This window comes from Brevundimonas sp. 2YAF1 (assembly GCF_052114745.1).
In the GTDB taxonomy this organism is placed as follows: Bacteria; Pseudomonadota; Alphaproteobacteria; order Caulobacterales; family Caulobacteraceae; genus Brevundimonas.
The window spans coordinates 22677-35686 of record NZ_JBFRFI010000001.1; the positions used below are offsets into that span (position 1 = coordinate 22677).

Genomic DNA, 13010 nt, shown 5'->3' on the forward strand with positions numbered 1-13010 from the left:
AGGCTTACAGGTCCAGCGAGGGCAGGTTCAGGCCGTTGGCGCGCGCGGCGTCCTTGGCGATTTCGTATCCGGCGTCGGCGTGGCGCATGACGCCGGTGGCCGGGTCGTTCCACAGGACGCGCTCCAGACGCTTGGCGGCTTCCGGCGTGCCGTCGGCGACGATGACGACGCCCGAGTGCTGGCTATAGCCCATCCCGACCCCGCCGCCGTGGTGCAGCGACACCCAGGACGCGCCCGATGCCGTGTTCAGCAGGGCGTTCAGCAGGGGCCAGTCGGACACGGCGTCCGAGCCGTCCATCATGGCCTCGGTCTCGCGGTTCGGACTGGCGACGGAGCCTGAGTCCAGATGGTCGCGGCCGATGACGATGGGGGCCTTCAGTTCGCCCGAGGCCACCATGTCGTTGAACATCAGGCCGGCGCGATGGCGGTCGCCCAGACCGATCCAGCAGATGCGCGCGGGCAGGCCCTGGAAGGCGATGCGCTCGCTGGCCATGTCCAGCCAGCGGTGCAGGCCGGCGTTGTCGGGGAAGAGCTTCTTCATCGCCGCATCCGTCTTGCGGATGTCCTCGGGATCACCCGACAGGGCGACCCAGCGGAACGGCCCGACGCCGCGGCAGAACAGCGGGCGGATATAGGCAGGCACGAAACCGGGGAAGTCGAAGGCGTTCTTCACGCCCTCGTCGAAGGCGACCTGACGGATGTTGTTGCCATAGTCGACGGTGGGGATGCCCATGGCGTGGATGTCGAGCATGGCCTGAACGTGGACGGCCATCGACTGACGCGCGGCGGCCTCGACGGCGGCGGGGTCGCTGACGCGTTTTTCCTCCCACTCGGCGACGGTCCAGCCGGACGGCAGGTAGCCGTTGACGGGGTCGTGGGCGCTGGTCTGATCCGTCACCAGATCGGGGCGAACACCACGCTTGACCATTTCAGGCAAAAGGTCAGCTGCGTTGCCCAGCAGACCGATTGATAACGCTTTCTTGTCCTTAAACGACTGCTCCAGCAGGGCCAGGGCCTCGTCCAGGGTCTCGGCCATGACGTCGACGTAGCGGGTGCGCTGGCGGAACTCGATGCGGCTGCGCTGGCACTCGATGGTGATGCAGGACGCGCCGGCCATGGTCGCGGCCAGAGGCTGGGCGCCGCCCATGCCGCCGAGGCCCGCCGTCAGGATCCACTTGCCCGACCAGTCGCCGCCATAGTGCTGGCGACCCGCCTCCATGAAGGTCTCATAGGTGCCCTGAACGATGCCCTGGGTGCCGATGTAGATCCACGACCCGGCCGTCATCTGGCCGTACATCATCAGGCCCTGGCGATCGAGTTCGTTGAAATGCTCCCAGGTCGCCCACTTGGGCACCAGGTTGGAGTTGGCGATCAGGACGCGCGGCGCGTCCTCGTGCGTACGGAAGACGCCGACCGGCTTGCCCGACTGGACCAGCAAGGTCTCGTCGGCTTCCAGCTTTTGCAGCTGCTCGACGATGGTGTCGAAGGCCTGCCAGTTGCGGGCCGCCTTGCCGATGCCGCCATAGACGACCAGGTCCTCGGGACGCTCGGCCACCTCGGGATCGAGGTTGTTCATCAGCATCCGCATGGCCGCTTCGGCGGCCCAGGTCTTGGCGGTCTTTTCAGCGCCGTGCGGGCTGCGGATGATGCGGGTGTTGGGCGTGGCGCTCATCGATTCCTCCATGCGGCCCAGAGTGCGGGTTGGGCCGTCGTGTTTGGAGGAGTGTTATGTCTAGACATTATCGCGTGCAAGAGGCAGTTTCGATTCATGGATCATGAGCCGCTTCATCGACGGATCGCCGGCGACATCGAGCGCCGCATCGCCTCGGGCGAGTGGCGGCCGGGTTTTCGCATCCCGACCGAGGCCGAGCTGATGGCCGAATACGGCTGTGCCCGGATGACGGTGTCGCGCGCTATGACGGACCTGTCGGCGCGGGCTCTGGTGGTGCGGCGCAGACGGGCCGGGACGGTGGTGGCCCATCCACCGGTTCACTCGTCCGCCTTGGTCGCCATCCCCGACATTCAGTCCGAGGTCGAGGGCAGGGGGCTGACCTATTCCCACCGCCTGCTGGGCCGGATCGTCCGCCCGGCGCGGCCCGACGAGGGGCTGGGCGAGCGGGTGGTCGAGCTGGAAACCCTGCATCTGGCCGACGACCTGCCCTTTGTCTTCGAGCGCCGTCTGATCTCCCTGACCGCCGCGCCCGAGGCCGAGGCCGCCGACTTTACGGCCCAGCCGCCCGGCGGCTGGCTGCTGGCCCACATGCCCTGGACCGAGGCCGAGCATCGGATTTCCGCCGTCGGCGCCGACCATGAGACGGCGACGCATCTGGGTCTCGCCGACGGCGCGCCCTGTCTGCGGCTGGAGCGCCGCACCTGGCGCGACGGTCAGGGCGTGACCTGGGCGTGGCAGACCTTCCCCGGCGCGGCCTATGATCTGGTCGCCCGCTTTTCTCCGACCAAAGGATGACCCTGATGAGCGAACCGTCTGAAGCCCTCGGTTGGCGCTCCGTCGGGGCTCTGGTCGGGGACCATCCCGACGCGCCCGTGGCCCTGATCGGCGCGCCGCTGAACGAGCGCTCGCTGACGCCGGGCCGCTGCGACCTGGGCCCGAAAGCCCTGCGCGCCGTCCTGCCGCGTCTGTCCACCTATGACGTCGAGACGGAGCTGGAGCTGGAGGTTCTGGTCCACGACGCCGGCGACGTGGCGCTGAAGGCCGTCTCGCCGTTCGACGCCTTCGAGCCCGTGCGCGACGCGGTGGCGGCCCAAGCCCACCGCGCCCTGACCATCCTCGTCGGCGGCAACAACGCCATCACCCGGCCCGGCGTCCATGCGCTCGGCCTCGACCGCGTCGGCGTGCTGACGCTGGACGCCCATTTCGACCTGCGCGACACGGATCAGGGCCTGACCAACGGCAATCCGATCCAGGCCCTGCTGGACGATGGGTTAGACGGACAGCGCATCAGCCAGGTCGGCCTGGCCCCCTTCGCCAACACCCGCCGCGCCCACGAAAAGGCCAAGGCGGCGGGCATCAGCGTCCGCATGGCGCGCGAGTGCCGCGAGCGCGGTCTGGCCGTCGTCGTCGCCGAGGAACTGGAGCGGCTGTCGGCGCTGTGCGAGGTCATCTACGTCGACTTCGACATCGACGTCATCGACCGTAGCCAGTGGCCCGCCAGCCCCGGCGCCCGCCCCGGCGGGGTGTCTATCCACGACTTCTTCGACGCCACGCGCGTTATCGGCGCCCATCCCAAGGTCCGGGCCGTCGACCTGACCGAATACGACCCCTCGCTGGAAGTTGGCGACCTCGGCTCCCTGACCGCCGGACGCTGGTTCTGCGAAATCCTCAGCGGAGTGGCCGCGCGATGATCCTCGCCGACCGCCTCATCACCGACTGCCACGTCGCCGCCATGACCGAGGGCGGCGCCCCCTATGGCGCGATCGAGGACGCAGCCATCCTGATCAAGGACGGGCGCATCGCCTGGGTCGGGCCGCGCGCGGACCTGCCTGTGCACAAGGCTGTGGAAACCGACAGTCTGGGCGGGCGCTGGGTCACGCCCGGCCTGATCGACTGCCACACCCATCTGGTCTTCGGCGGCGACCGTTCGGGCGAGTTCGAGCAGCGGCTGCAGGGCGCAACCTATGAGGAGATCGCGCGCGCCGGGGGCGGCATCGTCTCCTCGGTCAAGGCCACGCGCGAGGCGTCCGAGGACGCCCTCTACGCCTCGGCCTGCAAGCGTCTGGAGGGGCTGAAGGCCACCGGCGTCACCACGGTCGAGATCAAGTCCGGCTATGGCCTGGACCACGACAGCGAGCTGAAGATGCTGCGCGTCGCCCGTCGCATCGGGCGCGAGGCCGGGGTGCGGGTCCGCACCTCCTACCTGGGCCTTCACGCCGTCCCGCCGGAGCATAAGGCCGACCGCGCGACCTATGTGGACAAGGCTGTGGACGAAATCCTGCCCGCCGCCCACGCCGAGGGTCTGGTCGACGCCGTCGACGCCTATTGCGAGCCGATCGCCTTCACCACGGACGAGGTCGCCCGCCTGTTCGACAAGGCCGAGGAACTGGGCCTGCCGGTCAAGCTGCACGCCGACCAGTTGTCGGACGGCGGCGGTGCGGCTCTGGCCGCCCGCTATCACGCCCTGTCCGCCGACCATATCGAGCACACGACCGAGCCGGGCGTTCAGGCCATGGCCGAGGCGGGCGTGACAGCGGTCCTGCTGCCCGGCGCCTTCCTGATGCTGCGCGAGACCCAGGCGCCGCCCGTCGCACTGCTGCGCCAGCACGGCGTTCGCATGGCGGTGGCCACCGACTGCAACCCCGGCACCTCGCCCGTCGCCTCGATGACGGCGGCGCTGAACCTGGCCTGCGTCCAGTTCCGCCTGACGCCTGAGGAAGCCCTGGCCGGGGCCACCCGCCACGCCGCCCGCGCCCTGGGGTTGCAGGACGAGGTCGGGACCATCGAACCCGGCAAGGCCGCCGACCTCGCCGTCTGGGACATCAGCCGCCCGGCCGAGCTTTGCTACTGGCTGGGCGCGCCGCTGCTGCACCGGCGCTACCTCGGCGGCGCAATCTCCTAAGAGTTGCATTCCGCCGTTATCCTAATCTAGGGTTGTTGGCGGGGAGGCCGACAATCCATGGATGCAGACGACTTCATTCGCCGCTGGTCCGAAGCGCCGATCAGCGAGCGGGCGCATTATCAGACCTTCATCGCCCAGTTGTGCCGAGTGATCGGCGTGGCCGCACCGGACGACGAACGGACCGGCGATCTCGACTATTGTTTCGAGCGGCCGGTGAAATTTCTGCACGAGGACGGCGGCAGCCACCCCGGCTATATCGACTGCTATCGACGCGGCGCCTTCGTGCTGGAGGCCAAGCAGTCGGGCAAGCGAGGGGCCGGCGGGGCGCTGGACCCGCAACCTCAGTTGGCCCTGTTCGGCGGTCGCGGGCGCAAGGCCGCGCCAGCTTCGCCCAGCGCGCTCGAAACCCTGATGCGCAACGCCAAGCGCCAGGCTGAGAACTACGCCAAGGCGCTGGACGAATGGCCGCCCTTCATCGTCGTCGTGGACGTGGGGCGGGCCATCGAACTGTGGTCGGACTTTGGGCGGCAGGGAAAGGCCTATGCCCCGTTTCCCGACCGCGCTCGTTACCGCATCGAGATGGCGCATTTGCGCGACGCGGCGGTGCGGGATCGGCTGAAGCGCGTCTGGGGCGATCCGATGAGTCTGGACCCCGCCGCCCGCGTGGCCGAGGTGACGACGGACATCGCCGCTCGTCTGGCCTGGCTGGTGCGCTCGATCGGCGCCCGCGTCCCGACCGGCCCCGACGGGCGGCCTGACCCAGTGGCCAAGGCGGCGCGGGCCAATCAGACGGCCCTGTTTGTCATGCAGTGCATTTTCGCCATGTTCGCCGACAGCGTCGGCCTGATCGAGGACAAGGGGTTCCGGCGCTTCCTGGAAAGCTATCGCGGCCATGCGGCTCAGTTTCATCTGGGGGCGGGCGACTTCTTTCGGCGCATGGACGAGGGCGGGCATTGCTCGGCCATTCGTCAGACGCTGAGGCGTTTCAACGGCGGCCTGTTCCGCCACGCCGCCGCTCTGCCGATCAACGAAGACGAGCTTGAGGCTCTGATCGCCGCCGCCCAGCGCGACTGGGCGTCGGTCGAACCGGCCATCTTCGGGACTTTGCTGGAACAGGCTCTGGTTCCGAGCGAGCGTGCGGAACTGGGCGCCCATTATACCCCGCGCGCCTATGTCGAACGTCTGGTCGAGCCGACGATCATGGAGCCGTTGCGCGCCGACTGGGAGGCGGCCGAGGCCAGCGCCATCGGCCTGTTCATGGCGGGCGACCACAAGGGGGCGCGGCGGATGGTGCGAGACTTCCACCGCGATCTCTGTCGCATCCGCGTGTTGGATCCGGCCTGCGGCACGGGTAATTTTCTCTATGTTGCCATGGGGTTGATGAAAGAACTTGAGGGAGAGGTTCTGGCTGTCTTGGCCGAAATGGGCGAGTCGCAAGGCCTGCTGGCGCTGGATGGGCACACGGTCAGTCCCGAACAGTTCTGGGGACTTGAGAAGAACCCCTACGCCGCCTGGATCGCCGAGATGGTGATGTGGATCGGCTATCTGCAATGGCATTTCCGAATCTATGGCGACGCCAAGCCGTCCGAGCCGATCCTGCGTAATTTCGAGAAAATCCGGCAGACCGACGCCCTGGTGACCTGGTCGCGCGAGGAACTGGTGCGGGATGCCGCGGGACGGCCCGTCACCCGCTCGCGGCCGCGGCGCAAGGACGGCGGCGCGCCGGTCCTGTTTCCTGTGGCCGAGGAACGCGAGGTGGTCTGCCTGATCGACCCGCGCCCGACGCCGTGGCCGGATGTCCATTTCATCATCGGCAATCCGCCCTTCCTCGGCGGCAAGGATTTGAGGCGGGAACTAGGCGACGGCTATGTCGACGCCCTGTGGCAGGTGCGGCAGGGCCGGTTTCGTTCAGCCGATCTGGTGACGGCCTGGTGGGGTCGGGCTGCGGACATCCTGACGGTCAAGGCGAGCAGCTTGCGACGCTTCGGCTTCATCACCACCAACTCGATCACCCAGACCTTTTCCCGGCGGGTGCTGGAGCATTATCTGAAGGGCGCGCCGCCGATGCGGCTGGTCCTGGCCGTGCCGGATCACCCGTGGATCAAGGGCGGCGACCGGGCCGCCGTCCGCATCGCCATGACCGTGGCCGAACGCGGCGAGCCGAACGGCCAGGGGCGGTTGCTGACGGTGATGTCGGAGGCGGGGCTGCACACCGACGCGCCGGAGATCGTCGTCCGAGAGGAACGTGGCGTGATTTCCGCCGGCCTGACCCTGGGCCTCGATGTGACCGGAGCCGCCGAACTGAAAGCCAACGCCCTTCTGTCGTCCCCGGGGGTCAAGCTGCACGGCGCCGGCTTCATCGTTGCGCCGGATCGGGCGATGGCCCTGCTGTCCGCGTCGGATGTAGAGGCGATCTCGCCGATCCGGGCCTATCGCAACGGACGGGATCTGGCGGACCGGCCTCGCGGGGTGAACGTCATCGACCTGTTCGGCTGGGAGGAGGCCGAAGTGCGGCGGCGGCATCCGGCGATCTTCCAGCACCTGCTGGAGACGGTGAAGCCGGCACGGGACCGCAACAACCGGGCCGCCTATCGCGACAACTGGTGGATATTCGGCGAACCGCGCCGGGAATTGCGTCCGGCGCTGGAAGGCTTGCGACGCTACATCGCCACCGTCGAAACCGCCAAGCATCGCTGGTTCCGGTTCCTGGACGCGGACATCCTGCCGGACAATCGGCTGGTCTGCGTCGCATCCGATCGGCCGGAAGTGCTGGGTGTTTTGTCGTCGCGCCTGCACGTCGACTGGTCATTGGCGCAGGGCGGAACGCTGGAGGATCGTCCCATCTACACGAAGGGCGCCTGTTTCGACGCCTTTCCCTTTCCCGACCTGTCGGGGAGGGCGGGGGCCGAGATTGCGGCCCTGGCCGAGGAAATCGATGAACTACGGACGCAAGTTCTGGCTCGCCATTCCTTCCTGACCATGACCGGCCTTTACAACGCTCGGACGCGCAGGACGAGGAACGCGCCCCTGAGTGAGGCGGAGCGCGGGGTGCATGAGGCGGGGTGCGTCGGTCTGCTGGATCATCTGCATCAACGGCTGGATGCGGCGGTGCTGGGCGCCTATGGCTGGGCGGCGGACCTGTCCGCGCAGGAGGCGATGGCGCGACTGGTGGCGCTGAACCGGGAGCGCGCGGTCGAGGAGGCGCGCGGCGAGGTGCGTTTCCTGCGCCCCGAGTTCCAGGTGGGCAGGGTAAAGACGCCCCGGCGATCGGTCCAGATCGAGGCGACCCTGGACGCGGCGGTCAGCCTGCCGCCCCTGCCCGAGGCGCCGGGGGCCATGGCCTCGGCCTTGCTGCACGCCCTAAGGCAGGAAGGCGTCCCTGTCGGCCCGCGTGCCCTGGCGGCCCGGTTCGGCGGCCGTCGGGGGCGACGGATGGAGGATCGCATCGAACAGACGCTGGCGGTTCTGGCCGTGGCGGGGTCGGTGCAGCGCACCCAGGAGGGATGGTTCACGCCGCGCCGAGTCTGATGCTAGCGTTCGCGTCTGGAATCGGGGGCGAACGGCATGACGCAATCACAGACGGACGTCGTCATTCTGGGCGGCGGCCACAACGGGCTGGTCTGCGCCTTCTATCTGGCGCGGGCCGGGCTGAAGGTCACGGTGCTGGAACGGCGGGGCGTCGTCGGCGGGGCGGCGGTGACCGAGGAATTCCATCCCGGGTTCCGCAACTCGACCGCCAGCTACACCGTCAGCCTGCTGAACCCGCGCGTCATCGCCGACATGGAGTTGCCGCGCCACGGGCTGCGGGTGGTGGAGCGGCGGGCGGCCAACTTCCTGCCCTTCGACGACGGTCGCTACCTGTTGACCGGCGAAGGGCGGACCCAGGCCGAGGTGGCCAAGTTCTCGACCCGCGACGCCGAGCGCCTGCCTGACTACGAGGCGCGGCTGGAGACGGTCGCCGCCATCCTGCGCGATCTGATCCTGACCACGCCGCCGAACGTGGTCGAGGGAGGCTGGCTGGCGGCCCTGCCGGAGATGCTGAAGGCGGCGTCGCTGGGGCGGCGGGTCTCGGGGCTGGGCATGGCGGCGCAGCGCGACCTGCTGGACCTGTTCGCCAAGTCGGCGGGCGATTGGCTGGACGGCTGGTTCGAGAGCGATCCGATCAAGGCCCTGTTCGGCTTCGACAGCGTCGTCGGCAACTACGCCAGCCCCTATACGCCCGGCTCGGCCTATGTCCTGCTGCACCACGTCTTCGGCGAGGTGAACGGAAAGAAGGGAGCTTGGGGCCATGCCATCGGCGGCATGGGAGCCATCACCCAGGCCATGGCCGCTGCCTGCGCCGAGCAGGGCGTCGACATCCGGTTGGACGCGCCCGTCGCCGAGGTGGTGACCGAAAAGGGCAGGGCGGTCGGGGCCGTGACCGAGGCGGGCGACGTGGTCCGCGCCCGCGCCGTCGTGTCCAACCTGCACCCGCGTCTGTTGTTCGACCGGCTGGTCGATCCGGCCGTGGTCCCCGCCGACTTCACCGAGCGGATGAGCCGCTACGCCTCGGGTTCGGGGACCTTCCGTATGAATGTGGCCCTGTCCGAGTTGCCTCGGTTCACGGCCTTGCCGGGGGCGGGCGATCACCTGACGGCGGGCATCATCATCGCGCCGACGCTCGCCTATATGGACCGCGCCCACGCCGAGGCGCGTCTGAACGGCTGGTCGTCAAAGCCCATCGTCGAGATGCTGATCCCGTCGACCCTGGACGACAGTCTGGCGCCGGCGGGCCAGCACGTCGCCAGCCTGTTCTGCCAGCACGTCTCGCCGGATCTGGCGGACGAACATCGCGACACGGTAGCCGACCTGATGATCGAGACAGTCGAGGCCCATGCGCCGGGCTTCAAGGCCTCGGTGGTCGGGCGGCTGGCCTTGGGGCCGCGTGATCTGGAGCGGCGCTTCGGCCTGATCGGCGGCGACATCTTCCACGGTCGGCTGACGCTGGATCAGTTGTTCAGCGCCCGGCCCGTGCTGGGCCACGCTGATCACCGGATGCCGGTGCCCGGGCTTTATCTGTGCGGTTCCGGCGCCCATCCTGGCGGCGGGGTGACGGGCGCGCCGGGCCACAACGCGGCCCGCGCCATCCTGAAAGACATCAGGCCAGGCTGATGTTCAGCACCGTCATCAGGGCGTCGCGGATGGCGCTCTCGGTGAAGGGCTTCTGAATCGTCGGGTGGCCGCGCCAGTGCTCGGGCAGGCCGCTTTCGCCATAACCGGTCGAAAAGACGAAGGGCACGCCCCGGGCCCTCAGCGCCTCCGCGATGGGGAAGACCTCGCGGCCCGCGACGTTGACGTCCAACAGGGCGGCGTCCAGAGACGCCTCGCCGGTGGCGGCTCTCAAGCCGTCGTCGACATTGGATTCGGGGCCGACGACCGAACAGCCCATGTCGTCGAGAATGGTTTCCAGCAGCATGGCGACCAGGGACTCGTCTTCGACGACCAGCACCCGCCGGCCCTGCAGGGCGTTCGTCATTCTGTTTCCTTCGTCAGCGGAATGGAGATTTCCGCCGTAAAGCCGTCGCTTGAATAGTGACGTTCGACTGTTCCCGCCAGATCATGCCGCACGTTGCGCTCGATCAGTCGGCTGCCGAAGCCGCGCCGATCCGGCGTCGAGATCGCCGGGCCGCCGGTCTCGCGCCAATGGATGTCCAGGCGCGGGGCGTGGAGGTCGGCGACCGACCAGTCCACCAGCACGCGCCCTTCGCCCGTCGACAGCGCGCCGTACTTGGCGGCGTTGGTCGCCAGTTCGTGGAAGATCATGCCCAGCGAAACGGCGGTCGAGGGGTCCAGAGCGACATTGGGACCGTTCAGCGACAGGCGGTTGGGGCCGTGCGCCGCCGTCTCATGTTCCAGAACGGCCCGCAGGTCCGCGCCCTCCCAATGGCTTCGCGTCAGCAGGTCGTGGGTGTGGGAGAGGGCCAGGATCCGCGACTGGAAGGTCTCGGCGAACGACGTCGGGTCTTCGTGAGAGCGCGCGGTCTGCATCGCGATCGACTGGACGGTGGCCAGGGTGTTCTTCACCCGGTGGTTCAGTTCGTCGATCATCAGCTTCTGACGTTCGGCGGCGACCACCGTGTCCGTGACGTCGTGGCCCTGGACGAAGATGCCGACGATCTCGCCGGCCTGATCGCGGATCGGTTGATACATGAAGTCGAGATACCGGGTCTCGAGCAGCCCGTTGGGCGTGTGTTGCAACTGAACCGCGCTTTGCCGCCCGTGGAAGGGTTCGCCGGTGGCGTAAACGTCGTCGAGGAAGTCGTAATAGCCCTGACCTGAGAGTTCCGGCAGCGCTTCGCGCACGGGCTTTCCGATGACGTCCCGATGACCGATCATCTGGCTGAACGCCCCGTTGACCAGCTGGAAGACATGGTTCGGCCCATTCAGGATGGCGACGAAGCCGGGCGCCTGCATGAACATGTCCAGCAGTTGCTTGCGTTCGTTCGCCAGCCGCCTGTTGTGGGCCTGAACCGTCATGGCGCGACGAAACACGCCGCCGCCGATCATGGAGTCCAGGGCTGACGTAGTTTCGCTGGGCCGCTGCCGCGCGACCTGCCGACGCAGTTTCTCGAGTTCGGTGATGTCGTTGGTGTGCTGGAGGATGTGGGTGACGCGCCCTGTGTCATCCTTGATCGGCGTGTGGCTGCAACTCCAGTAGCGGTCCTCATAAACGACCTCGCCGTCGGAGCCGGGGACGGGAATGGCGTAGTGGAGCACCGCCAGATGGTCGGTTTCGCCGGTCTCCAGAACTTTTTGAAAGGACGCCAGAAGCTGGCGCGCGTTTTCCGTGGCTTCCTCGCCCGGCCCCGCGTCGAACATCTCCATGGCCGGGCGACCGATCAGGTCGCTTCGGCGCCTGTGGGTGACATCCAGATAGGCCTGATTCATGCCTGCGTAGCGGAGTTGGTCGTCCAGCAGCATGTAGGGATTAGGCGACGCGTCGAACGCTGCGACCAGGTCGATTGTCTTGGCGAGTATCCGCACTCTATCCCCCGATTCCGCTCCCCTAACGCGAGCCGCAGCGAAAGGGTGCGTGTTCCTGACGCAAAAACCGTGGTTTTGTCCAGCGGTGGCGCCGTTTGAGGGCCGCCGAACGGCCCAGGCGCCTCACGCGCGGGCGCGCAGCGTGTCGGCCAGAGCCCAGTACATCGGCTTGGGGCTGTAGGTCTCGTCGTAGGGAAGGCCGCGATTGACGCCATGCGCGGCGCGGACGCGATCATCGCCGTGTTCGGTCAGCCAGGAGAACTTGTCCGTCAGGCCCCAGGTCACGACGCCGCGCACCTCGGGAAAGGCCAGCATGACGTCGAGGTAGCGTCGCGTCTCGTCTGCGACCCTCTGATCGCGAGCGGAAGTGGAGGCGCCGGCTTCCGATTCCTTGACGTCCAGTTCGGTCACGGTGACATCGAGGCCGAGGTCGATCAGCGCCCGGGTCATGTCCTGCAGGCCGGCCTTGTCGATGGGGCCCTTGGACAGGTCCAGGTGGGCCTGGACCCCTACGCCGTCCAGCGGGACGTTCGCCGCCCGCAGACGTCGTGCGAGGGCGACAAAGGCCTGACGTCGGGCCGTGTCGACCGGATTGCCGTATTCGAAACCATAGTCGTTGACGACCAGATGGGCCTGGGGCGCGTGGGTTCGCGCCTCTTCCAGCGCGCGCTCGACATAGGTCGGGCCAAAGGCGCTGAAGAAGGTGTTGCGGCGCAGATCGTGGGCGCCCGCCTCCGTGTCGATAGGCTCGTTGATTACATCCCACTCGTCGATGCGCGCGCCATAGCGGCCCAGGACGCGCGAGAAATGGTCCGACATCAGCCGCCAGTCGCGCTGCTCCAGCATTTCGCGCTTGGCCCAATCCGGGGTGCTCTGATCCCACAGCAGGGTATGGCCGCGGACGCGCAGGCCGTTCTGGTCCGAGAAGGCCAGCAAGTCGTCGACCGGGGCGAAGTTGAACTGTCCCTTGCGCCATTCCAGCGAGTTCCATTTCAGATGGATTTCGGGGGTCAGCACTTCGCAATCCCGCAAGACGGCGGCGCGCAGCGCCTTGTCGTCGCGTAGATGATCGGCGCGAGCCGCCGCGCCGTAATAGCGTCCGCCGCTTCGAGCGGCGCGGGACAGGGAGGGGGGCGTGTTCGATGCGTCGGGCAGAGCGGCGCCTTCTCCCTCGGGCACGGCCCAGGCGCCGTGAGGCGCGACGGCCAGCGTCGGCGCTAGTGCGAGGCCAGCCAATACGGATCGTCGTGATGGAAGCGTCAGCATACTACGCCTAACCTTCTCAAGTCGCGGAGAAGAGTAAGCGTGATCATTAATCCACCCGGAGATAACGCCGGGTTAACGATTGTCGATGGGTTGTTTTAAGGCGGAAATGAAGTCGCCATTTGGCGAACTGTTTTAAAGCTAAGCTTG

9 protein-coding genes are annotated in these 13010 nt (G+C 67.8%); 5 read left to right on the plus strand and 4 right to left on the minus strand.

The window, feature by feature from the left end:
• Positions 1-4: 4 nt before the first annotated feature.
• A complete protein-coding gene (gene hutU / locus AB4Y68_RS00110; protein WP_441452962.1) occupies positions 5-1672 on the minus strand; it encodes a urocanate hydratase in 1668 nt (555 codons plus the stop codon).
• Between the two features lie 96 nt (positions 1673-1768).
• Between hutU and AB4Y68_RS00115 the strand changes: the two genes are divergently transcribed.
• The 5 genes from AB4Y68_RS00115 to AB4Y68_RS00135 are packed head-to-tail and all read left to right on the plus strand — an operon-like array spanning position 1769 to position 9725.
• Complete coding sequence (locus tag AB4Y68_RS00115; RefSeq protein WP_441452963.1) at positions 1769-2467, plus strand: UTRA domain-containing protein; 699 nt, start codon at positions 1769-1771, stop codon at positions 2465-2467.
• 5 nt (positions 2468-2472) lie between these two features.
• Positions 2473-3363, plus strand: a complete 891-nt coding sequence (locus AB4Y68_RS00120; RefSeq protein WP_441452964.1) for an agmatinase family protein — start codon at positions 2473-2475, stop codon at positions 3361-3363.
• Positions 3363-4574, plus strand: a complete 1212-nt coding sequence (gene hutI, locus AB4Y68_RS00125) for an imidazolonepropionase (RefSeq protein ID WP_441453792.1) — start codon at positions 3363-3365, stop codon at positions 4572-4574. The genes AB4Y68_RS00120 and hutI overlap by 1 nt, the downstream gene beginning before the upstream one ends.
• Positions 4575-4631: 57 nt before the next feature.
• Positions 4632-8102, plus strand: a complete 3471-nt coding sequence (locus tag AB4Y68_RS00130; RefSeq protein ID WP_441452966.1) for a class I SAM-dependent DNA methyltransferase — start codon at positions 4632-4634, stop codon at positions 8100-8102.
• A 36-nt stretch (positions 8103-8138) separates the two neighbouring features.
• The gene (locus tag AB4Y68_RS00135; protein WP_441452968.1) at positions 8139-9725 is read left to right on the plus strand and encodes a phytoene desaturase family protein; all 1587 of its coding nucleotides are present in this window, start codon (positions 8139-8141) and stop codon (positions 9723-9725) included.
• On the opposite strand, the gene AB4Y68_RS00140 is transcribed toward AB4Y68_RS00135, so the two are convergent.
• From AB4Y68_RS00140 to AB4Y68_RS00150, 3 genes are all read right to left on the minus strand, one after another.
• Positions 9712-10089 (minus strand): response regulator, encoded by a 378-nt coding sequence (locus AB4Y68_RS00140; RefSeq protein ID WP_441452970.1) that lies wholly within the window; start codon positions 10087-10089, stop codon positions 9712-9714. The two genes, AB4Y68_RS00135 and AB4Y68_RS00140, sit on opposite strands and share 14 nt — an antisense overlap.
• Complete coding sequence (locus AB4Y68_RS00145) at positions 10086-11597, minus strand: HWE histidine kinase domain-containing protein (protein ID WP_441452971.1); 1512 nt, start codon at positions 11595-11597, stop codon at positions 10086-10088. Before AB4Y68_RS00145 ends, AB4Y68_RS00140 begins: the two co-directional genes overlap by 4 nt.
• Before the next feature lie 123 nt (positions 11598-11720).
• On the minus strand, positions 11721-12833 hold the full coding sequence (locus AB4Y68_RS00150; RefSeq protein WP_441452972.1) for an endo-1,4-beta-xylanase: 1113 nt from the start codon (positions 12831-12833) through the stop codon (positions 11721-11723).
• Positions 12834-13010: the final 177 nt, after the last annotated feature.

What these genes read in the sequence shown, in the direction of transcription:
- AB4Y68_RS00130 (WP_441452966.1), top strand. Translation starts at nt 4,632, where the DNA reads ATGGATGCAGACGACTTCATTCGCCGCTGGTCCGAAGCGCCGATCAGC.
- AB4Y68_RS00120 (WP_441452964.1), top strand. Translation starts at nt 2,473, where the DNA reads ATGAGCGAACCGTCTGAAGCCCTCGGTTGGCGCTCCGTCGGGGCTCTG.
- AB4Y68_RS00140 (WP_441452970.1), bottom strand. Translation starts at nt 10,089, where the DNA reads ATGACGAACGCCCTGCAGGGCCGGCGGGTGCTGGTCGTCGAAGACGAG.
- AB4Y68_RS00135 (WP_441452968.1), top strand. Translation starts at nt 8,139, where the DNA reads ATGACGCAATCACAGACGGACGTCGTCATTCTGGGCGGCGGCCACAAC.
- hutU (WP_441452962.1), bottom strand. Translation starts at nt 1,672, where the DNA reads ATGAGCGCCACGCCCAACACCCGCATCATCCGCAGCCCGCACGGCGCT.
- AB4Y68_RS00115 (WP_441452963.1), top strand. Translation starts at nt 1,769, where the DNA reads ATGGATCATGAGCCGCTTCATCGACGGATCGCCGGCGACATCGAGCGC.